Source organism: Modicisalibacter muralis (assembly GCF_900102945.1).
Classification (GTDB): domain Bacteria; phylum Pseudomonadota; class Gammaproteobacteria; order Pseudomonadales; family Halomonadaceae; genus Modicisalibacter; species Modicisalibacter muralis.
Genome location: NZ_FNGI01000002.1, coordinates 317,111 through 337,550 on the forward strand (window position 1 = coordinate 317,111; position 20,440 = coordinate 337,550).

The following is a 20,440-nucleotide window of genomic DNA, read 5'->3' on the forward strand; positions in this document are numbered from 1 at the left end:
ACACTGGGGGAGTTCGGTCGGCATCAAGCCGTGCCGGCATTATCCAGAATCCCCGGACTCTTGTCTCGTCATGAGACGTTTGTCTCGTGGAGAAGCCCCTTGTCCTGTGGAGACGCCATGGAATTCCCTGTTCTCACCGTCAATCCGGCCAAGGTCGAGACGGCCTGCCTCGTGGTCCCGGTGTTCAAGGATGGTGACCTGCTTCCAGCCGCGGCCAAGCTCGACGACGCCAGCGAGCGCCTGATCCGTCAGTTGATCGAACGCGGTGACTTCGACGCCGGGCTCGGCAACGTGCAACTGATCCCCTTCGCCCCCGGCCTCGCCGCCGAGCGGCTGATGCTGGTAGGTCTCGGCGAGCGCGCCAAGAGCAATGAAGGCAACTTCCGCAAGGCGCTGGACGCGACATTCCCGGCGCTGGCCAAACTGCCGATCGATGAAGCCGTGGTAGCCTTCAGCGACGTGCCGGTACCCGAGCGCGAAAGCGATTGGAAGACCCGCGCGACCGCCGAAGCCGCGCTGCGCGCGATCTACCGCTTCGATACCTTCAAGTCGGAACCGGCCCCGGCGCCACGCCTGGAACGCGTCGGCCTGCTGATCAGCGAAGCCGCCGATAGCGCCGCCAGCGCTGCCAGTGAATTAGGCGCGCGTGTCGGCAACGCCATCGGCGGTGGCGTCAATTACGCCCGCACGCTGGGCAACTTGCCGGGCAATGTCTGCACGCCACGCTATCTGGCCGAACAGGCCGAACGGTTGGGCAAGGAATCGAACAGCGCGCTCAGCGTCGAGATACTCGACGAGGAAGCCCTCGAAGCGCTGGGCGCCAACACCCTGCTTTCGGTCGGCCAGGGCAGCGCCGAGCCGTCGCGGCTGATCGTGATGCGCTATCAGGGCGCCGAGAACGATGCGGAAGCACCACATGTGCTGGTCGGCAAGGGCATCACCTTCGACACCGGCGGCATCTCGCTCAAGCCCGGTGCCGACATGGACGAAATGAAATATGACATGTGCGGCGCGGCCAGCGTGTTCGGCACCATGCAGACGCTGCTCGCCCTCAAGCCGAAGATCAACGTGGTCGGCGTGGTCGCCGCCGCCGAGAACATGCCCGATGGGCGCGCCACCAAGCCCGGCGATATCATCAAGACGCTCAATGGGCTATCGGTCGAAGTGCTCAACACCGACGCCGAAGGCCGCCTGGTACTGTGCGACGCGCTAGCCTATAGCGAACGCTTCGAACCGGCCAGCGTGGTCGATATCGCGACCCTCACCGGGGCCTGCGTGATCGCCCTTGGGGCACATGCCACCGGGCTGTTCTCCAACGACGACGACCTGGCGCTGGACCTGCTCGACGCCGGTGAAACGGCCTGGGACCGCGCCTGGCACATGCCGCTGTGGGACGACTACCAGAGCCAGTTGGATTCCAACTTCGCCGACCTGGCCAACATCGGCGGACGCCCGGCGGGCGCCATTACCGCGGCCTGTTACCTGTCGCGTTTCACGACGAAATACCCTTGGGCGCATCTCGACATCGCCGGCACCGCCTGGAACTCCGGCAAGCAGAAAGGCGCCACCGGCCGCCCCGTCGGCCTGCTGACGCAGTACCTGCTGGATCGTGAAAGCGACGCCGAGGTCAGCGACGAAACTTAACGCAATAAATAAATGGCCAGGCGCTGTCCGAAAAGTTGGCGAGCGATGGCCAGACCAGGCAAAAAGCAGCGAGAAAGCGGACTGGGCTCGCACGCGAGTTTACTATTGTAAATGAGCACTTCTCGCTGCTTTTTAACGCCGTATGGCCAAGCGCAGCCAGTTTTCGGATAGTGCCTCATGACGCAAATCGACTTCTACATCCTCCCCGACACCACCATCGAGGCACGGCTCGATTTCGCCTGCCGACTGGTCGAGACCATCTACCGCAAGGGCCATGGCTTGCATGTGCACGCCGAGAACGAGCAACAGGCGCGCGAGTTCGATGAGCGGCTATGGACCTTCCGCCCCGACAGCTACGTGCCGCATGCACTGATCGATGCCAGCGAGACGCCGACGCCGGTGACTATCGGCTGGGACGAGCCGCCCACACCGCAGGCCCCCGGCTCGCAGGCCATGCTCAACCTGCATCCCGAGATTCCCGAATGGTTCTCGCGCTTCGAGCGTGTCGCCGAGATCATCAACCAGCATCAAGACGTGCTCGCCAGCAAGCGCGATTGCTGGCAGACCTACAAGCGCCGCGGCTATCCAGTCAGGGCGCACCATCTGGGTTAGACGACGCCCCAGGCTGTGACGGCGGCGGCCCCAAACGGTATAATCCCAGGCATTTTTCGCCACCCTTCCACGCTGGCCGCCGCGGCTAACCGCCCGCGACCGGCGTCGCCACTCTTGCAGGCAATGCGTAATGGACAAGACCTACCAACCCGAACAGATCGAAACGCGCTGGTACCAGCGCTGGGAAGCCGACAACCGTTTCGCCCCGTCCGGTGAGGGTCAGCCCTACGCGATCATGATTCCGCCACCCAATGTCACCGGCAGCCTGCATATGGGTCATGCGTTCCAGGACACCATCATGGACACGCTGATCCGCTGGCGACGCATGCAGGGCCACAATACCCTGTGGCAGGTCGGCACCGATCACGCCGGCATCGCCACGCAGATGCTGGTCGAGCGCAAGCTGGCCGCCGAGACCGGCCAGACGCGCCACGATCTGGGCCGCGAGGCGTTCATCGACAAGGTCTGGGAATGGAAGACCGAGTCCGGCGGGCATATCACCCGCCAGCTACGCCGCATGGGCGCCAGCGCCGATTGGAGCCGCGAGCGCTTCACCATGGACGACGGCTTCTACAAGGCGGTGCAGGAGGTCTTCGTGCGCCTGCATGACGAAGGGCTGATCTATCGCGGCAAGCGATTGGTCAACTGGGACCCGACCCTGCACACCGCGATTTCCGACCTGGAAGTCGAAAACCGTGAGCAGCAGGGCCAGTTCTGGCACTTCCGCTATCCGCTGGCCGACGGCGCACTGACCGACGACGGCAAGGATTACCTGATCGTCGCCACCACCCGCCCCGAGACCTTGCTCGGCGATACCGGCGTGGCGGTCAACCCCGATGACCCGCGTTACGCCTCGCTGATCGGCAAGTTCGTCGAGCTGCCGCTGGTCGGGCGGCGCATTCCCATCGTCGCCGACGAGCACGCCGACATGGAAAAAGGCTCGGGCTGCGTGAAGATCACCCCGGCCCACGACTTCAACGACTACGAGGTCGGCAAGCGCCAGGACCACGTGCTGATCAACGTCTTCTCGCAGAACGCCGAAGTGCTCGAACGCGCCGAGATATTCGATCTCCAGGGCCGGCCGCTGCCCGACGAAGACGCCTCGCTGCCCGCCGCCTACGCCGGCCTGGATCGCTTCGCGGCGCGCGACAAGATCGTCGCCGACATGCAGGCATTGGGGCTGCTGGAGCAGGTCGAGACGGTGAACAACACCCTGCCCTATGGCGACCGCTCCGGCGACGTCATCGAGCCGCTGCTCACCGATCAATGGTTCGTCGCCGTGGAGCAACTCGCCAAGCCGGCCATCGCCGCGGTCGAGAACGGCGACATCCAGTTCGTGCCCAAGAACTACGAGAACATGTACTTTGCCTGGATGCGCGACTTGCAGGACTGGTGCATCTCGCGCCAGTTGTGGTGGGGGCATCGCATCCCGGCCTGGTACGATCCCGAAGGCAACGTCTATGTTGCACGCAGCGAAGCCGAGGCCCGCGAGAAATATGGCCTGGAGCCGGATGTGCTGCTGATCCAGGACGACGACGTGCTGGATACCTGGTTCAGCTCGGGGTTGTGGACCTTCGGCACCCTGGGCTGGCCGGAAGAAACGCCCGAGCTCGCGACGTTCCATCCATCGAGCGTGCTGGTCACCGGCTTCGACATCATCTTCTTCTGGGTCGCGCGGATGATCATGCTGACCGGCAAGTTCACCGGCCAGGTGCCGTTCAAGACCGTCTACGTCCATGGCCTGGTGCGCGACGCCCAGGGCCAGAAGATGTCCAAGTCCAAGGGTAACGTGCTCGACCCCATCGACCTGATCGACGGCATCGACCTGGAAACGCTGGTCGCCAAGCGCACCGGCAACATGATGCAGCCGCAGCAGGCGAAGAAGATCGAAAAGGCCACCCGCGCCGAATTCCCCGAGGGCATCGAACCCCACGGCACCGATGCGCTGCGCTATACCTTCCTGTCGCTGGCAACCACCGGGCGCGACGTCAAGTTCGACATGGGCCGCCTCGACGGCTTCCGCAACTTCTGCAACAAGCTGTGGAATGCCTCGCGCTACGTGCTGATGAATACCGAAGGTGAGGACATCGGCCGCGACGGTAAGGATGATGTCGAACTGTCGCTGGCCGATCGCTGGATCGTCTCGCGCCTGCAGCAGACCGAAGCGCAGGTCACCCGGGCGCTGGAGGAGTTCCGCTTCGATCACGCCTCCCAGGCGCTTTATGAGTTCGTCTGGAACGAGTACTGCGACTGGTACCTGGAGCTGTCCAAGCCGGTGCTGTGGGATGAGAATGCCAGCAGCGAGGCCAAGCGTGGCACCCGGCGCACGCTGGTGCGTGTGCTCGAAACCATCCTGCGCCTGGCGCATCCGATGATGCCCTACATCAGCGAGGAAATCTGGCAGCGCGTGGCCCCACTCGCCGGCAAGGCAAGCGCTGATGGCTCTGAGTCGATCATGAATCAGCCGTGGCCCGAGGCCGAAACGAACAAGATCGACGAGCAGGCCGAGCGCGACATCGAATGGCTCAAGGGCGTGATCGTCGCCGTGCGCAACGTGCGCGCCGAGATGAACATCGCCCCCGGCAAGCCGCTCGATGTGCTACTGACCAAGGGCAATGACGCCGATCGTCAGCGCCTCGCCGACAACCGCCCGTTTCTCGCCAAGCTGGCAAAGCTACAAAGCGTCGCCTGGCTCGATGAGCCGAGCGAGGCACCGCTGTCGGCGACCCAACTGGTCGGCGACATGGAAGTGCTGGTGCCGATGGCCGAACTGATCGACAAGGACGCCGAACTGACGCGTCTGGCCAAGGAAATCGACAAGCAGGACGCGTTTATCGGCGGTATCGAAAGGAAACTCGGCAACGACAGCTTCGTCGCCAAGGCACCCGCCGCGGTGGTGGAGAAAGAGCGCGCCAAGCTCGCCGACGCCCAGGCCAGCCGCGCGGTACTCGTCGAACAGCGCGACAAGATCGCCGCGCTGTAGGCGACTTTACTAGCGTTGGAAGGCGCCCAATACCAAGCTATCCGGCCCAAACAGGACCAAGCGGTCGTGATCGATCAGATAACGATACGCCTGGGATAGCAAGGCGTTGACCTGGGCCGCCTGGGGGATCCCCGGGCAGGCCATGCGCGTACTCGCCAGGTTGCCGAAATCGATGCGCTGCCCTTCGCCCAAGGTGACGGTTCCTGTCAGCCGATTGCAGCCATTGCTACCGATAAACCGAAGCCGGCCGTTATCGGGCGACAGGCTGAAATAGGCCGGCTGCCGGCCCTGCCAATACTCATCGGTGCCAATCAGTATCAACTCCCAGCGCTGGCCAACTAGCGGCGACGAATGCATCGCCGTGTCGGCCGGCGACTGCGAGGCCGGACGCGACGTCGCGCAACCGGCCAAGGCGACTACCATCAGAATTACCCAGCAACGCATCGATGCTTCTCCCGGCTCCATGAAAACGGCCCCTAGCCTGCCCCAGCCACCCGACCAAGGCAATCCCATCAAGGATCATTCACGCTTTGAGTAATAATATTTGCTGAAAAACGCTCTACTCTTATCCACCGAGAAATGGAATAGTAGGCGCCACTTTGACCCAGACAAGGAGATTTATATGCTCAACGCACTGCACAACGACGCGCTCGGCAAACTCATTTTGCGCCTCAGCGTTGGCGGGCTGATTCTGCTGCACGGCATCGCCAAGTTGCTCAATCCCGACAGCCTGAACTGGATCGGCGATCAGGTCGCGAGCCAGGGGCTGCCGGCGTTTCTGGCCTATGGCGTGCTGATCGGCGAGGTCATTGCCCCGGTCATGGCGATTCTCGGCTGGCAGGCGCGCGTGGCGGGGTTATTGATGGTCGGCAATATGCTGGTGGCGATTGCCCTGGTGCACATGGGCGAATTGTTCACGCTGGGCGATAGCGGCGGCTGGGCACTCGAATTGCAAGGGATGTACCTGTTCGGCGCCCTGGCCATCGTGTTCCTGGGTAGCGGGCGGATGGCGGTACGCCCCGACTGACAACGACGTGACCAGTCAGCCTAGCCGGCTGGCTACATCGAGCGCCTTCAGGCGAGCTTCCAACAGAGCGGGGAAGCGCTTGAACCAGGTCTGATTGAGCGGCGAGGGATGCGGCAACGGCGCGAGGCTCAGGGTCGCCTCGCGCTTGTCATCCAGCACCAGCGTCGTGGTGTGGCTGGCCTCGAAGCGATCCCCCCGCGACCAGAACGCCTCCAGCGCCTGGCGCGCCTCACGCGGCTGGTTGATGCCGAACCAGGCAAAGGCCTCGCGCCCCAGGGTGATCAACTCACGGCCCTGCCAGTGCTCGACCAGCAGCTCGGCCATCAGCGGTTGAAAGCGCTTCTTGACCGCCATCGACCAGGCCTTGTTGCCGGTCGGCTTGTACGGCACGGTATTGACCCAGAACACGCGGCGCCCCACCTCGCGCGAGGCATCGAAATCGGGCAGCGGCTCACCGTAGAGATGCTGGTAGAGCCCCTTGCGCACTTTCTGGCCGCCGCTACCGATGAACGGCTCGCCCCACTTGACCTCCTGGCGCCCCGGATCGCGACCGAAGAAGCCGATCGGCGCGTCGCGCGGTCCCAGGCCGATGATCGGCTCGCACGGGTCCTTGTCGAACTGCCGGTACGCCTCGAGATCGATGCCTTCCAGCCTTCGCGCTTCGTCGCGAAAGGCCTTTTTCAGCGTGTCGGTCAGTTACATGTCACTCGCTCCCTGAGTCGCTTGCCAGCGGTTCGCTGGCTACCAGGTTCCGGTATTGTCCATGGACACCCAAGGCTCGCGGGGTTCGAGTGGGTCGCCCTGTTGCAGCAGTTCGATGGAAATACCATCCGGCGAGCGCACGAAGGCCATATGGCCGTCACGTGGCGGGCGGTTGATGGTCACGCCACCGGCCTGGAGCCGCTCGCACAACGCATGGATATCCTCGACACGATAAGCCAGATGTCCGAAGTTGCGCCCACTCTGGTGTTCTTCGGGATCCCAGTTGTGAGTCAGCTCGATCATCGGCGCACGGTCATCGAGGGCGCGCCGTCTATCTTGCGGCGCGGCGAGAAAGACCAGCGTGAAGCGCCCTTTCTCGCTATCCTTGCGGCTGATTTCCTCGAGCCCCAGCAAATCGCAGTAGAAATGCAGCGAGGCATCGAGATCGTTGACACGCACCATGGTATGCAGATATTGCATGTTGACTTCCTTCGTCGTGAGCGGGCATGAAGCACGAACGCGCCGCTTGCCTTCGTTAGCCCGGATGGATCGTCTCTTCACGCAGCATACGTCACCCAACCACAGGAGATCAGCACATGGCCGGCTATTGCGACCTGGCTCCCGACCATCCGTTTCACGGCCCGTACCACGATCGCGAATACGGCTTTCCCATCGATGGCGATAACGCCCTGTTCGAGCGCCTGATTCTCGAGATCAATCAGGCCGGGCTTTCGTGGTTGACCGTACTCAAGAAGCGCGACGCCTTCAAAGTCGCCTTCGACGATTTCTCCATCGCCCGGGTCGCCGCCTACGGCGATAGCGAACGCCAGCGGCTGCTCAATGATGCCGGCATCATTCGCAACCGTCTCAAGATCGATGCCACCATTCATAACGCTAAGGTTATTCAGACTCTGCAAAATGAGCATGGCAGCTTCAAGGCCTGGCTGGATAATAATCATCCCCTGACGTTGGATGGCTGGGTGCGTCTGTTCAAGCGTACCTTTCGCTTTACCGGGCCGGAGATCGTCAACGAATTCCTGATGAGCACCGGCTATCTGCCCGGCGCGCATAGCGACGATTGCCCGATACAGACACATGTACTGGCGACATGCCCACCCTGGGCCACCATACGCGGCAACACTTGAGAATGCCCTAGCGATGGACTCATTGACCCAAGCCTGCCTCGGCGGCGCACTAGGCGGCAGCCTGCTCGGTCGACGGCTGGGCCGTAAGGCGGTGTTGATCGGCGCGGCGCTGGGCACCCTGCCCGATCTCGACGTGGTGATCGACTACGGCGACGCGGTAGCCGACTACACCTACCATCGCGGTTTCAGCCATTCATTGGCGGTGCTCGGCACACTCGCCACGCTGCTCGCGCTGATCACGGCGAGGTTCGCGCCACGCGACATCCCGCTCTCCCGCTGGTGGCTGTTCTACGCTGCCTGCCTGCTGACCCACCCGCTGCTCGACGCCTTTACCGCCTACGGCACGCAATTATGGTGGCCGCTGACCACGCCACCGGTCAGTTGGTCGACGATCTTCATCATCGACCCGCTGTACACCCTGCCGTTATTGAGCGTGGTGATTTTCACCCTGATTCGCGGTTATTCGCCGCGCGCCCTGCATTGGGGGCTGGCGCTGTCCAGTGCCTATCTGGCGTTCTCGCTCGGCGCCAAGACGCTGATCGATGCGCGCATCGAGCCACTGCTCGCCGAACGCGGCCTCGCCGATGCACCTCGGCTGGTCCAACCGACGCCTTTCAATACATTGCTATGGCGAGTCACGGTAATCGACGGCGACGACTATCATGAGATGCTGGTCGGCCTGTTCGACGATCATTTCCCTCAGCTTGAGCGCTTCCCGCGTGGTGCACGGCTCGAAACCGCGGCCCTCGACACGACGAGTGGCCAGCGCCTCGAGTGGTTCGCCGGCCCTTTCCTGCGCTATCGCGCACACGAGACCGACGGCGTCCGATGGCTGGTTGCCACCGATCTGCGCCTTGGCTTTCCCGGCTTTTATCCGTTCAACTTCCGCCTGGCCAGAAGCGATGGCTCGGGCAACTGGCGAGCCATGCCCGCGCAGTTGGTCGCCGGGCGCGAGCCGGACGGCGAAGCGCTGAAGCGCTTGCTCGAACGCGCGCTATTCTCCGAGAGCGCCATGCCGCTGGGTAACGAGCAACGCCCGGCCGAATCGGCCGGGCGTTGAGCGGTACAGCGAATGAGACGGTACTTAGCGAGTATCGATCACAGCCTTGCGGTCAGCGAAGCGATCCCCTGGCGCGCTTCCTTCAACGCCGCCTCGCGACGCCCCTCGCCCATGGCCAGCCCTTCGGCATACACGAAGTCGACCTCGCCGATGCCCATCAAACCGAGCATATGCGTGAGGTGCGGGGTCTGCGAATCCAGCGCGGTACCCACGTATTCGCCGCCGCGCGCCGCCAGGATCACCGCTCGCTTGCCTTCCAACAGTCCCTGGGGACCGTTTTCGGTATAGCGGAAGGTTCGCCCGGCACGTAGAACGCGATCGAACCAGGCCTTGAGCTGCGAGGGAATGCCGAGGTTGTAAAGCGGCACCGCGAAGACCACCACATCGTGGGCGAACAGCTCATCGAGCAGTGCTTCGGAGCGCGCGGCCAGCGCATGCTGGGCGTCGCTGCGCTCGCCTTCCGGCACCATCCAACTGGCCAACTCTTCGCCCTGCAGGTGCGGCAGCGCCTGCGCGACCAGGTCGCGTTCGGTGACGCTGATATCGTCACGCTCAGCGGCCTGGGTCTTGAAGTGTTCGGCCAGGGCGCGGGACTGACCGCCATCGCCGAGAATCGAGCTGTTGAGTAGCAGAACCTTGGTGGAAGTCGTCATCTCGTGTCCTCCGGTAAGAGATGACGCTCATTTTATGTGCTTTTTTTAAAATGAAAATCGCAAAAAATCCCACTTTTCATTCGATAAAAACGAATACCCAGTTACAGCGCCTCGATACCCTGACCACAGCCACGCAGGCGCTGGTCGCCCAACTGCACGGTGACGCGCACGGGATAAGGCTGGCCACTCATGTCGTCGAAACAGGCCCGCGCCTCGAGCAGGATCTTCAGCGGCTGTGCGGCCTGCGTGCTGGATAGCGTCATGCTCGCCTGCTCGCCGTTACTCAGCCCGGTTACCCGATAAGGCAGGGCTTGCAGCGTGCGTTCGCCGTAATCGGTCACCAGGGTCAGTTGCCGCGCCTGGCGATCCAGCGACAACGTCCAGCCCGGCTCATTGCCCTGGGCATGAAAGATCGCATCGGGATAGTCATCGCGGGTCAGGCTCTCGCGACGCACGTCCTGCTCGCATTCCAGGCGGCCGTTGTCGCTCTCGACAAACGCCTCGTCGCCCTTGTTCCAGAACGACAGATCGCCCTTGACGTAGCGTGCCCCGGAGGCCACCACGGCGCGCTGGAGTTCATAGTGCCCCTGGGCGGACCACAGACGCAGCCGATTCTCGGGAGATGCCGAGATCAAATCCTGGGCCGGCGTACAGCGCCAAGCGATGAACGCTTCGCCACCGTCGGCGAAGAATGCCGAGGGCAGCAGCGGCGACTGCGGCTCCTTGTCCTGTTGCGATTCGTGTGTCGGCTGCTCGTTCGACGACGCGGCTGCCGGCGACAGATCGCTCACCTCGGGCGGCGGAGCCGGGGTGGGCGCCGATGTGGCACAGCCGGCCAGCACCAGACCGGCGGATAACGATGAGAGGATGAGGCGCATGCTAAGGCTCCTGGCTGACGATGACGATCCATTAGCATTCTAGAATACCAGTCACCGGCAGCGAGCGCTTACGCTCACCGCCGGTAAGGCATGAATATCCTCGTCCGTTAACGATAGCGGCGACGCAACTCCTGGGCCGCCTCGACCATATTCACCAGCGCCGGCTCGACCTCCGCCCAGCCGCGCGTCTTGAGGCCGCAGTCGGGATTGACCCACAAGCGCTCGGCAGGAATCTTCTCGGCGGCCTTTTCCAGCAACTGCACCATCCAGTCCACCTCGGGGATGTTCGGCGAGTGGATGTCGTAGACGCCCGGGCCGATCTCGTTGGGATAGGCGAAGTCCTGAAAGGCGTCGAGCAGCTCCATGTCCGAGCGCGAGGTCTCGATGGTGATCACGTCGGCATCCAGCGCGGCGATGGAGTCGATGATGTCGTTGAACTCCGAGTAGCACATGTGGGTGTGAATCTGGGTCGCGTCCCGTGCGACCGCCGCGGATAGCTTGAAACACTCAACCGCCCAGTCGAGATAGCCCTGCCACTCGGCCTGGCGTAGTGGTAGCCCCTCACGCAGCGCCGGCTCGTCGATCTGGATGATGCCGATACCCGCGCTCTCGAGATCGGCGACCTCGTCGCGCAGCGACAGGGCGATCTGCCGGCAGGTCGTCTCGCGCGGCTGGTCGTCGCGCACGAACGACCATTGCAGGATGGTCACCGGGCCGGTCAGCATGCCCTTCATCGGCTTGTCGGTGAGTGTCTGGGCGTATTCGCTCCAGCGCACGGTCATTGCCTGCGGGCGGCTGACATCGCCGAAGATCAGCGGCGGCTTGACGCAACGCGAGCCGTAGCTCTGTACCCAACCGTTAGCGGTGAAGGCGAAGCCATCGAGTTGCTCGCCGAAGTACTCGACCATGTCGTTGCGCTCCGCCTCGCCATGCACCGGCACATCGAGACCCAACGCCTGCTGGCGCTCGACGGCGAAGGCGATTTCCTCGCGCATGCTGGCTTCGTAAGCGTCTCGGTCCAGCTCGCCAGCCTTGAAGGCGCGACGTGCCGCGCGAATATCGCCGGTCTGTGGAAAGGAGCCGATGGTGGTGGTCGGAAATAGCGGCAAGTCGAACCGGGCGCGCTGGGCGCGAGCGCGGTCCGGGTAGTCGCTGGCTCGCCGGGTGGCGTCGGCATCGACGGCGCGCAAGCGCTCGGCGACCGCCGCCTTGTGAATGCGCGTGGAGTCGCGGCGCTCGGTGAGCGCCGCGCCGGCTTCGGCGAGGCGTCTCTCGTCGCTCGCGTCAGCGCGGCCATCGAGCAAACGGGCCAGGGTGGCGACCTCGTCGAGCTTCTGGCGGGCGAAGGCCAGCCAACCCTTGAGCTCGCCATCGAGCGTGGTCTCGGCGTCGAGATCCACCGGCACGTGCAGCAACGAGCAGCTCGGCGCCAGCCATAGCCGTTCGCCCAAGCGGGCCTTGGCATCGCCCAGCGTCTCGCGCAGCGCAGCCAGATCGGCGCGCCAGATGTTGCGACCGTCGATCGCTCCCACCGAAAGGCTCTTGTAGGCCGGCAAACGGTCGAGCACGCGCTCGAGCTGCGCCGGTGCACGCACCGCATCGATGTGCAGGGCGTCCACGGGCAGGCCGGTGGCCAAGGAGAGGTTATCGCCGAGATCGCCGAAGTAGGTCGCCAACAACAGCTTGACCGGCGCCGATTGCAGCTTGTTGTAAGCCAGCTCGAAGGCCTGCTGCCACGCGCGGGGCAGGTCCTGGACCAATGCCGGTTCGTCGAGTTGCACCCACTCGACGCCCTGCGCGGCCAGGCGAGCGAGAATCTCGCCGTAGACCGGCAGCAACGCATCGAGCAGGTCGAGACGCTCGAAGCCGCTATCGGCCGGCTCGCCCTTGACCTTGCCCAGCCACAACCAGGTCAGCGGCCCGGTCAGCGCGACCTTGACCGCATGCCCGGCGGCCCGGGCCTCGGCGACTTCGTCGAACAGTCGCTGGCTGGCGATAGCGAAGGTCTGGCCACGATGCAACTCGGGGACCAGATAATGATAGTTGGTATCGAAATACTTGGTCATCTCGCAGGCGGCTGCCGGCGTGCCGCTCGGCGCCCGGCCCCGCGCCATGCGGAAGGTGGTGTCGAGATCGACCGGTTGGCCGGCGTCGAAACGCCCGAAACGCGCAGGCACCGCGCCGACCAGCGCCGAGACGTTGAGCACCTGGTCGTAGAAGGCGAAGTCGCCGACGGTGACCAGATCGAGACCCGCGTCACGCTGGGCCTGCCAATGGCGGGCGCGCAGCTCGGCGCCGGTGGCTTCCAGCGACGTCTGGTCGATATCGCCCTTCCAGTAGGCTTCGACGGCCTTCTTGAGTTCGCGGCGCGCACCGATGCGCGGATAACCGAGTGTATGTGCCAGCGTCATCGTCGTTATTCCTTTGCGTCATTAAGCGATAGAATTGGCGAGGTATTTCGCCATATGCATTGAGCGCAGTTTCGCTGGCGTCAAAACGTGAATCAAACTAAATTATCTAATTATCAACGTGAGCGGTTTTCATAGCATGCTCGAGCTTCGTCATCTCCGCACCCTGATTGCCCTGCGTGACGCCGGCTCGCTGGTCGAGGCCGCCGAGCGAGTTCATCTGACCCAGTCGGCGCTGTCCCATCAGATAAAGGATCTGGAGGAGCGCCTGGACGGTCCGCTGTTCGTGCGCAAGTCGAGACCCGTGGAATTTACCCGTGTCGGCGAGCGGCTATTGGCGCTGGCCGAGCACATCCTGCCGCAGGTGCGCATGGCCGAGCGCGATCTGGCGCGCCTGACCGGCGACGAGCAGGGCCGGCTGCACATGGCCATCGAGTGCCATAGCTGTTTCCAGTGGCTGATGCCGACCATCGATCATTTTCGCGATCACTGGCAGGAGGTCGAGGTCGACATTCCCAGCGGTCACAATTTCGATCCGTTGCCGGCGCTCGCTCGCGAACAACTCGATCTGGTGATTACCGCCGACCCCCAGCCACTGGCCGGTATTCATTATGAGCCGCTGTTTCGCTACGAGGGATTGCTGGCCGTGGCCAAGCAGCACCAACTGGCCGGCAACGCTTTCGTCACGCCGCGCGAACTGGCCGACGAAACGCTGATCGCCTATCCGGTGGAACATACGCGGCTCGACGTTTTCACCCAGTTCCTCGACCCGGCGGGCGTCGCTCCGCGCGAAATACGCACCGCCGAATTAACGATCATGATGATGCAGCTCGTGGCCAGCGGTCGCGGCGTCTGCGCCCTGCCCAACTGGGCGCTGACCGAATATCTCGAGCGCGACTACGTGCGCGCGCTGCCGCTCGGCGAGGATGGGGTATGGAGCACGCTGTTCGCCGCGATCCGCGAGGAACAGCGCGAGTTGCCGTGGATGGAGGATTTTTTGCGCACCGCGCGCGAGACGTCGTTCGCGGTGTTGGATGGTATCAAGCCGGCTTGATACGCTTGGTCGTGGCGATCAACGCCGCCATTCGAGCACCGTCGTATAGCCCCCTTCGGGCAGTTGCGGGCTGGGTTCGTCGGTCGACAGCCGCAGACGGCCATTCTCGAGGGTGACCGCGCGGCTTAGCCGCGCGCCTTGCCAGAACGCCAGGCTGGCGATATCGACATCGTGATGTACCGTCGCATTCTCCAACGACCAGCGCCCGCCATAGGCGAAACCACTGCGAAAGTGCGCCACCAGGCTGGCTTCGTCGCTCGGGTCCAGCGGCGGCCGCTCGGCGGCAACTACCTGAACTGCCATGCGGCCCGGTTGGTCGTCGCTGGCGGTCAGATAAATCAATTGCCCGCGCGCCGCACCAAGGGGGGCGAGTTCACGGCCGTCCGGCCAGCGATAGACGAAACGGGCCAGCGTCCAGTGGCCGCTCAACGCCTCGGCAGTAATTGCCTGGGTAGCGTTTGTTGTTGTCATTGTGTGGGTTTCCTCTGAAACGGGGTTTGTTGCGGCCCCTCCTGAGCGCTCTTGGCGGAATTCGCAATCGGCAGCAGTAGACTGAAACGCGCCCCGCCCAGTGCCTGACTCTCTTCCACGACCACGCTGCCACCGTGCCACAGCATGATTTTCTGCACGATCGACAAGCCCAGCCCGTAACCGCCCGAGCGTCGGGTGCGGCTATTGTCGAGCCGGGCAAACGGCTTGAAGACTTCCTGACGATCGCCTTCGGGTACGCCGGGGCCGTCGTCCTCGACATCCAGACGCACCGCGCGGGCATCGCGCGTCAGGCGGATCATCACCCTGGACTCGGCGTGCCGGCAGGCATTCGCCACCAGGTTCTGCAGCGCGCGCTGCAGATAGCGCGGCTCGGCAATCGCTTCGATCTCCTCGCCCGGGGCAATGTCGAGAGCCACCTGAGGGTGCAACGAGGTCAGGCTTTCCACGACGCGCGAGGCGATGGCGCGACACTCGACGCTTTCGGTTTCCAGGCTCACGCCACTGGCGTTGTCGCTACCCAGCTTGGCATAGGTGAGAATCTCGTCGATCAATTGGTCGAGCTCCTCGATATCGCCGTCGATACCCTTCAACTGGCGGCGCACGGCCTCCTGCTCGGTCATGTCATCGACCATTTGCACGGCGAAGCGGATACGCGCCACCGGGGTGCGCAATTCGTGGGAGACCGCGCGAATCATCTCCTGCTGAGCGCGCAGCAGCGACTGAACCTGGGCCGCCATGCCATTGAAGGCCATCCCCAGGCGCCCCATGAAGTCGCTGCTTTCGACCTTGACACGGGTATCCAGATAGCCGCCGGTGATACGCGTGGCGGCCTTCTCGAGACGCGCCATACGCGCTTCGACGCCGCGCACGATCAAGTAGATGGCACCGGCCAGCATGCTCAGCGTAGCCAGTATCAAGCCCAGGATCAGCGTCAGCGGCATGACCTGAAAAGCCGTGACCGGGCCGACTTGAATCCAGTGTGGCGTGCCACCCGCCAGCGCCGCCGAGCGGGCATACGCCGACACGCTGCGCGCCTCGGGTAGCAGATGCACGACCACCTCGCCGCGCTCCAGCCGCTCGAGCTGCTGGTCGTCGAGTGGCGGCGGCGCCGCGAACAGCGTCACCGGCAATGCTTGCCTGTCGATCAGCCGCTGCAACGGTTGCTCCGGTTCCGCCAGCCCCCCGATCCAGGTACGCAGGGTATCGACCAAGCCACGCAGTTGCTGCTCGGTCAGCCGCGCCAGCGTGGCCTCGAGCAGCAGCGGCTCATGGGGAAGGCGTTGCCATAGATGCCAGTCTCCGTCGCTGTCGATATCGACCAACGGGCGACCCTCGGCGAGTCTCGCGCGTCTGAAGTAGTTGAAGTCCTGCTGCTCGACCGTGTGCAGGCTAAGCTGCATGTCCAGGTGTTGGCTTTGTTGGCGCAACCAGGCATGGCGTTCGCCGGCGGGAACCTCACCGAGTAGTGTCGTCAGCAGCGCCATCGGGGCGCTCGCCAGGCGCTCGCGATAATGCTCGCGACGCACCTGGTCGACCGTCAGGTAGCCCAGCATGGCCAGGCTGAAGGTAAGCACCAACGCCAGCAGCAGCCAGGCGTAAACTCGCAGAAAGGTACTGTCGGCCAGCGTACGGCGCATGCGATCAGGCGTCCTTGACGAACAGATAGCCTTTGCTGCGCACGGTCTTGATGCGGTGCGGCTGATTGGGATCGTCGCCGATCTTGGGACGAATGCGCGATACTCGCACGTCGATGGAGCGATCCTGACCGTCGTAGCGGATACCGCGCAGCGACGAGAAAATCTCCTCGCGGGTCAGCACCCGCCCGGCGTTGTCCGCAAGCAGCCACAGCAGATCGAACTCGGCGCTGGTCAGGTCGACCCGCTCCTCGTCGAGCCAGGCCTCGCGGGTCGCGCTATCGATCACCAGGCCGCCGAACGTCAACTTCGCCGCGCCGCTATTGCTATCGGCGGGATCGCTACGCCGCATCAGCGCACGCATGCGCGCCAGCAGCACGCGTGGCTGCACCGGCTTGGGCACATAATCGTCGGCGCCCATTTCCAGCCCGAGCACCTGATCCATGTCGTCGGCACGCGCGGTCAGCATCAAGATCGGCCCGGCGTATTGCGGCCTCGCGCGGCGGCAGATCGACAAGCCATCCTCGCCGGGAAGCATCAGATCGAGAATGACGATATCCGGCTCCAGGGCGACGATGCGTTCCACGCCCAGCGCGCCGTCACCTTCGATGGTCACGCGAAAGCCATTGGCTTCGAGGTAGTCACTGGTCAGTTCCGCGAGGCGCTCGTCATCCTCGATGATCAGCACGTGATCCTGTTGTTTACTGTCCAAGCTGGCATCCATCCTATTGGCTAGGTGGCGTCACGGCGCCACTGACGATCCAAGCAATGCTACACCCCGCTACAGGTCGTTACGAGATTGTCACTCTCAACCATAGCGGATGGTCGGGGATGATACCTGAAATCATTCCCGACACGCCCCTCTCAACCCAAAAGCTTATTTAGCGCTAGCTACGAGAAGCGCTGTCATGCGCCCTACAGCGCGGGCGTTGAAGGCCCTCAGAAAAGTCACAACTTATCCACAGGATATCCGCTTGCTCAATGCCTTCAGGCACACTATCTTGTGGTCTTGAGAAGCACAGACACAAGATAGTGTGCCTAACTAACAAGCAGACCCGATACCTGTCAACACCGCTAAGTGGCCGTGTTGGCGAGATTAAACGCTCCGGCAAACGCGCCGGGCGATGCAGTGAAGACGATTTCCCACACCAACGTAAGCTAGGGATACACGGCGCCATGGAAACCACTTTTTCCCCTGACAAGACGGCTGTGAGCGTAACTGCCCCCAAGCAGCTGCGTGTCATCAAACGCGGCGGCGATGTCGTCGTCTTCGACGCCAGCAAGATTTCGGTGGCCATGACCAAGGCCTTCATTGCCGTCGAGGGCGACAACGCCGGTTCTTCGTCGCGCATTCGTGATTTCGTCGCTCAGTCCACCGCGCAAATCTTCGAAGCCTTCCAGCGTCGCATGCCCGATGGCGGCACGCTGCACATCGAGGACATCCAGGACCAGGTCGAACTGGCGCTGATGCGTTCCGGCGAGCAGAAAGTCGCGCGCGCCTACGTACTTTACCGCGAGGAGCACGCGCGTGCCCGTCAGGCGGCGGGGGGCGATATCGCCAAGCCCCACCCGACCCTCAACGTCACCCTGGCCGATGGCACCACGCGCCCGCTGGATCTGGGCCGTGTCGAGACACTGGTGCATGATGCCTGCGAGGGCCTGACCAACGTCGACGCGCAGAAGATCGTCGACGCCTCGCTGAAGAATCTCTACGACGGCGTTTCCATGGACGGCGTGGCCACCGCCATGATGATGACCGCGCGCACGCTGGTCGAGAAGGACCCCAACTACACTTACGTCACCGCCCGCCTGCTGCAGGACAACCTGCGCCGCGAGGCGCTCTCCTTCCTCGAGATCGCCGACGAGGCCACCTACCAGGAGATGGCCGAGCTTTACAAGCCGGCCTTCAAGGCCTATCTCGCCAAGGGCATCGAGTTCGAACAGCTCGACCCGCGCCTCGCCGAGTTCGATCTCGAACGCATGGGCGACGCGCTGGATCATACCCGCGACAACCAGTTCACCTATCTCGGTCTGCAGACCCTCTACGACCGCTACTTCATTCACCGCGACGACGTACGCTACGAGCTGCCGCAGGTGATGTTCATGCGTGTCGCCATGGGCCTGGCGCTCAACGAAGACGACCGCGAAGCGCGCGCCATCGAATTCTACGAACTACTTTCCAGCTTCGACTACATGGCCTCGACGCCGACGCTGTTCAACGCCGGCACCGTGCGCAGCCAGCTTTCGAGCTGCTACCTGACCACCGTGCCCGACAACCTCGACGGCATCTACAGCGCGATCCGCGACAACGCCATGCTCTCCAAGTGGGCCGGCGGGCTAGGTAACGACTGGACGCCGGTGCGCGCGCTGGGTTCCTACATCAAGGGCACCAATGGCAAGTCCCAGGGCGTGGTGCCGTTTCTCAAGGTGGTCAACGATACCGCCGTCGCCGTCAATCAGGGCGGCAAGCGCAAGGGCGCGGTGTGCGCCTATCTCGAGACCTGGCACCTCGATGTCGAGGAATTCATCGAGCTCAGGAAGAACACCGGTGACGACCGCCGCCGCACCCACGATATGAACACCGCCAACTGGGTGCCGGACCTGTTCATGAAGCGCGTGTTCGACGACCAGGAGTGGACGCTGTTCTCGCCCTCCACCTGCCCGGACCTGCACGACCTTTACGGCGCCGCCTTCGAGAAGCGCTACGCCGAGTACGAGGCGATGACCCGTACCGGCCAGCTCAAGCTCTACAAGCGCGTCAAGGCCAAGGACCTGTGGCGCAAGATGCTCTCGATGCTGTTCGAGACCGGCCACCCGTGGATCACCTTCAAGGACCCGTGCAACCTGCGCAGCCCGCAGCAGCACGCCGGCGTGGTGCATTCCTCGAACCTGTGCACCGAGATCACCCTGAATACCTCCGTCGACGAGATCGCGGTGTGTAACCTGGGTTCGGTCAATCTGGCCCAGCACGTGGTCGACGGCCAACTCGACGACGCCAAGCTGAAAAGAACCGTACGCACCGCCGTGCGGATGCTCGATAACGTCATCGACATCAACTACTACGCGGTCGGCCAGGCCAAGAACTCCAACTTCAAGCACCGCCCGGTGGGGCTCGGCATCATGGGCTTCCAGGATGCCCTGTATAAGCAGGGCATCGCCTATGCCTCCGAAGCCGCGGTGAGCTTCGCCGACACCTCCATGGAGTCGGTCAGCTATCACGCCATCGAGGCCTCTTCCGATCTGGCCGCCGAGCGCGGCAAGTACCAGAGCTTCGACGGCTCGCTGTGGAGCCAGGGCATTATGCCCATCGACTCCATCGCCAAGCTCGTCGAGGAGCGCGGCGCCGACTACATCGAGGTCGACACCTCATCGACCCAGGACTGGCAGCGCATCCGCGACAAGGTAGCAAGCCAAGGCATGCGCAACTCCAACGTGATGGCGATCGCCCCGACCGCAACGATCTCCAACATCTGCGGCGTCTCGCAATCGATCGAGCCGACCTATCAGAACCTCTACGTGAAATCGAACCTGTCCGGCGAGTTCACCGTGGTCAACGCCTATATGGTCAACGACCTGAAGGAGCGCGGCCTGTGGGACGAGGTGATGATCAACGATCTCAAGTACTACGACGGCTCGGTGCAGCCCATCGATCGCGTGCCGGACGATCTCAAGGCACGCTACGCCAGCGCCTTCGAAGTCGAGCCCAAGTGGCTGGTCGAAGCCGGTTCGCGGCGCCAGAAGTGGATCGACCAGGCCCAGTCGCTGAACCTGTACATCGCCGGCGTATCGGGCAAGAAGCTCGACGTGACCTATCGCATGGCCTGGTTCCGTGGCCTCAAGACCACCTATTACCTGCGCGCGCTGGGCGCCACCGCAGTGGAGAAATCCACCGTCGATCGCAGCAAGCACAATGCAGTGGGTCAACTCGACAGCACCGGCGGCACCCCGGGCGCCCAACCGCCCGAGCCGGCGCCGAGTCCTGGCGCGATGACGGCCGGGGCTTCAGCTCAAAAAGAGCCCTCAGCGGCACTTCAACAAGAGCCCAGAGGCATCGAGGACTTCCTGAACGGCAAGAGCGGTCAGCGCGCGCCGACGGCGGGCAATATCGACGAACTGGGCTGCGAGGCCTGCCAGTAAACCGAAAATGA

The 20,440-nt window shown here is 63.4% G+C and carries 17 protein-coding genes; 8 read left to right on the forward strand and 9 right to left on the reverse strand.

The features are described from left to right. Positions 1 to 117 precede the first annotated feature (117 nt). From BLR92_RS06075 to BLR92_RS06085, 3 genes are all read left to right on the forward strand, one after another. Positions 118 to 1,644, forward strand: a complete 1,527-nt coding sequence (locus tag BLR92_RS06075) for a leucyl aminopeptidase (RefSeq protein WP_089726533.1) — start codon at positions 118 to 120, stop codon at positions 1,642 to 1,644. A 177-nt stretch (positions 1,645 to 1,821) separates the two neighbouring features. Beyond that, positions 1,822 to 2,256: a DNA polymerase III subunit chi gene (locus BLR92_RS06080; protein ID WP_089726535.1), complete on the forward strand. Its 435-nt coding sequence runs from the start codon at positions 1,822 to 1,824 to the stop codon at positions 2,254 to 2,256. Between the two features lie 130 nt (positions 2,257 to 2,386). Then, positions 2,387 to 5,239, forward strand: coding sequence for a valine--tRNA ligase (locus BLR92_RS06085; protein WP_089726537.1), 2,853 nt, complete (start codon positions 2,387 to 2,389; stop codon positions 5,237 to 5,239). Between the two features lie 9 nt (positions 5,240 to 5,248). On the opposite strand, the gene BLR92_RS06090 is transcribed toward BLR92_RS06085, so the two are convergent. After that, positions 5,249 to 5,683 carry an META domain-containing protein gene (locus tag BLR92_RS06090; RefSeq protein ID WP_089726539.1) on the reverse strand — a complete coding sequence of 145 codons (435 nt, stop codon included), beginning with the start codon at positions 5,681 to 5,683 and terminating at the stop codon, positions 5,249 to 5,251. Positions 5,684 to 5,861: 178 nt separating this feature from the next. Here BLR92_RS06090 and BLR92_RS06095 point away from each other — a divergent pair, with 178 nt between their 5' ends. After that, positions 5,862 to 6,266 (forward strand): DoxX family protein, encoded by a 405-nt coding sequence (locus BLR92_RS06095; RefSeq protein WP_089726541.1) that lies wholly within the window; start codon positions 5,862 to 5,864, stop codon positions 6,264 to 6,266. A gap of 15 nt (positions 6,267 to 6,281) precedes the next feature. Here BLR92_RS06095 and BLR92_RS06100 read toward each other — a convergent pair whose 3' ends face one another. Both BLR92_RS06100 and BLR92_RS06105 read right to left on the reverse strand, forming a co-directional pair. Then, positions 6,282 to 6,962, reverse strand: a complete 681-nt coding sequence (locus tag BLR92_RS06100; protein WP_089726542.1) for a uracil-DNA glycosylase family protein — start codon at positions 6,960 to 6,962, stop codon at positions 6,282 to 6,284. A 45-nt stretch (positions 6,963 to 7,007) separates the two neighbouring features. After that, positions 7,008 to 7,448, reverse strand: a complete 441-nt coding sequence (locus BLR92_RS06105) for a VOC family protein (RefSeq protein WP_089726544.1) — start codon at positions 7,446 to 7,448, stop codon at positions 7,008 to 7,010. A 116-nt stretch (positions 7,449 to 7,564) separates the two neighbouring features. Between BLR92_RS06105 and BLR92_RS06110 the strand changes: the two genes are divergently transcribed. Both BLR92_RS06110 and BLR92_RS06115 read left to right on the forward strand, forming a co-directional pair. Beyond that, entirely contained in the window at positions 7,565 to 8,113 is a 549-nt protein-coding gene (locus BLR92_RS06110; protein ID WP_089726546.1) for a DNA-3-methyladenine glycosylase I, read from the forward strand. 13 nt (positions 8,114 to 8,126) lie between these two features. Continuing rightward, complete coding sequence (locus BLR92_RS06115) at positions 8,127 to 9,173, forward strand: metal-dependent hydrolase (RefSeq protein WP_089726548.1); 1,047 nt, start codon at positions 8,127 to 8,129, stop codon at positions 9,171 to 9,173. A 38-nt stretch (positions 9,174 to 9,211) separates the two neighbouring features. Here BLR92_RS06115 and BLR92_RS06120 read toward each other — a convergent pair whose 3' ends face one another. From BLR92_RS06120 to metE, 3 genes are all read right to left on the reverse strand, one after another. Then, entirely contained in the window at positions 9,212 to 9,826 is a 615-nt protein-coding gene (locus BLR92_RS06120) for an FMN-dependent NADH-azoreductase (protein ID WP_089726549.1), read from the reverse strand. A 101-nt stretch (positions 9,827 to 9,927) separates the two neighbouring features. Next, entirely contained in the window at positions 9,928 to 10,704 is a 777-nt protein-coding gene (locus BLR92_RS06125) for an MliC family protein (RefSeq protein WP_089726551.1), read from the reverse strand. Positions 10,705 to 10,811: 107 nt separating this feature from the next. Further along, positions 10,812 to 13,115: a 5-methyltetrahydropteroyltriglutamate--homocysteine S-methyltransferase gene (metE, locus tag BLR92_RS06130; RefSeq protein WP_089726554.1), complete on the reverse strand. Its 2,304-nt coding sequence runs from the start codon at positions 13,113 to 13,115 to the stop codon at positions 10,812 to 10,814. A 136-nt stretch (positions 13,116 to 13,251) separates the two neighbouring features. On the opposite strand from metE, the gene BLR92_RS06135 reads away from it, so the two are divergent. Next, the gene (locus tag BLR92_RS06135) at positions 13,252 to 14,166 is read left to right on the forward strand and encodes a LysR family transcriptional regulator (RefSeq protein ID WP_089726557.1); all 915 of its coding nucleotides are present in this window, start codon (positions 13,252 to 13,254) and stop codon (positions 14,164 to 14,166) included. Positions 14,167 to 14,184: 18 nt separating this feature from the next. On the opposite strand, the gene BLR92_RS06140 is transcribed toward BLR92_RS06135, so the two are convergent. The 3 genes from BLR92_RS06140 to BLR92_RS06150 are packed head-to-tail and all read right to left on the reverse strand — an operon-like array spanning position 14,185 to position 17,016. Continuing rightward, complete coding sequence (locus BLR92_RS06140; RefSeq protein WP_089726559.1) at positions 14,185 to 14,637, reverse strand: lipocalin-like domain-containing protein; 453 nt, start codon at positions 14,635 to 14,637, stop codon at positions 14,185 to 14,187. After that, complete coding sequence (locus BLR92_RS06145) at positions 14,634 to 16,295, reverse strand: ATP-binding protein (RefSeq protein ID WP_089726561.1); 1,662 nt, start codon at positions 16,293 to 16,295, stop codon at positions 14,634 to 14,636. Before BLR92_RS06145 ends, BLR92_RS06140 begins: the two co-directional genes overlap by 4 nt. Before the next feature lie 4 nt (positions 16,296 to 16,299). Then, a complete protein-coding gene (locus BLR92_RS06150; protein ID WP_089726562.1) occupies positions 16,300 to 17,016 on the reverse strand; it encodes a winged helix-turn-helix domain-containing protein in 717 nt (238 codons plus the stop codon). 452 nt (positions 17,017 to 17,468) lie between these two features. Here BLR92_RS06150 and BLR92_RS06155 point away from each other — a divergent pair, with 452 nt between their 5' ends. Beyond that, positions 17,469 to 20,429, forward strand: a complete 2,961-nt coding sequence (locus BLR92_RS06155) for a ribonucleoside-diphosphate reductase subunit alpha (protein ID WP_089726564.1) — start codon at positions 17,469 to 17,471, stop codon at positions 20,427 to 20,429. The last annotated feature ends 11 nt before the right edge of the window (positions 20,430 to 20,440 follow it).

Bases quoted from the DNA above. Each gene is read 5' to 3' on its own strand.
- BLR92_RS06075 (WP_089726533.1), top strand. From the start codon at position 118: ATGGAATTCCCTGTTCTCACCGTCAATCCGGCCAAGGTCGAGACGGCC.
- BLR92_RS06080 (WP_089726535.1), top strand. From the start codon at position 1,822: ATGACGCAAATCGACTTCTACATCCTCCCCGACACCACCATCGAGGCA.
- BLR92_RS06085 (WP_089726537.1), top strand. From the start codon at position 2,387: ATGGACAAGACCTACCAACCCGAACAGATCGAAACGCGCTGGTACCAG.
- BLR92_RS06090 (WP_089726539.1), bottom strand. From the start codon at position 5,683: ATGCGTTGCTGGGTAATTCTGATGGTAGTCGCCTTGGCCGGTTGCGCG.
- BLR92_RS06095 (WP_089726541.1), top strand. From the start codon at position 5,862: ATGCTCAACGCACTGCACAACGACGCGCTCGGCAAACTCATTTTGCGC.
- BLR92_RS06105 (WP_089726544.1), bottom strand. From the start codon at position 7,448: ATGCAATATCTGCATACCATGGTGCGTGTCAACGATCTCGATGCCTCG.
- BLR92_RS06110 (WP_089726546.1), top strand. From the start codon at position 7,565: ATGGCCGGCTATTGCGACCTGGCTCCCGACCATCCGTTTCACGGCCCG.
- BLR92_RS06115 (WP_089726548.1), top strand. From the start codon at position 8,127: ATGGACTCATTGACCCAAGCCTGCCTCGGCGGCGCACTAGGCGGCAGC.
- BLR92_RS06120 (WP_089726549.1), bottom strand. From the start codon at position 9,826: ATGACGACTTCCACCAAGGTTCTGCTACTCAACAGCTCGATTCTCGGC.
- BLR92_RS06125 (WP_089726551.1), bottom strand. From the start codon at position 10,704: ATGCGCCTCATCCTCTCATCGTTATCCGCCGGTCTGGTGCTGGCCGGC.
- metE (WP_089726554.1), bottom strand. From the start codon at position 13,115: ATGACGCTGGCACATACACTCGGTTATCCGCGCATCGGTGCGCGCCGC.
- BLR92_RS06135 (WP_089726557.1), top strand. From the start codon at position 13,252: ATGCTCGAGCTTCGTCATCTCCGCACCCTGATTGCCCTGCGTGACGCC.
- BLR92_RS06140 (WP_089726559.1), bottom strand. From the start codon at position 14,637: ATGACAACAACAAACGCTACCCAGGCAATTACTGCCGAGGCGTTGAGC.
- BLR92_RS06145 (WP_089726561.1), bottom strand. From the start codon at position 16,295: ATGCGCCGTACGCTGGCCGACAGTACCTTTCTGCGAGTTTACGCCTGG.
- BLR92_RS06150 (WP_089726562.1), bottom strand. From the start codon at position 17,016: ATGGATGCCAGCTTGGACAGTAAACAACAGGATCACGTGCTGATCATC.
- BLR92_RS06155 (WP_089726564.1), top strand. From the start codon at position 17,469: ATGGAAACCACTTTTTCCCCTGACAAGACGGCTGTGAGCGTAACTGCC.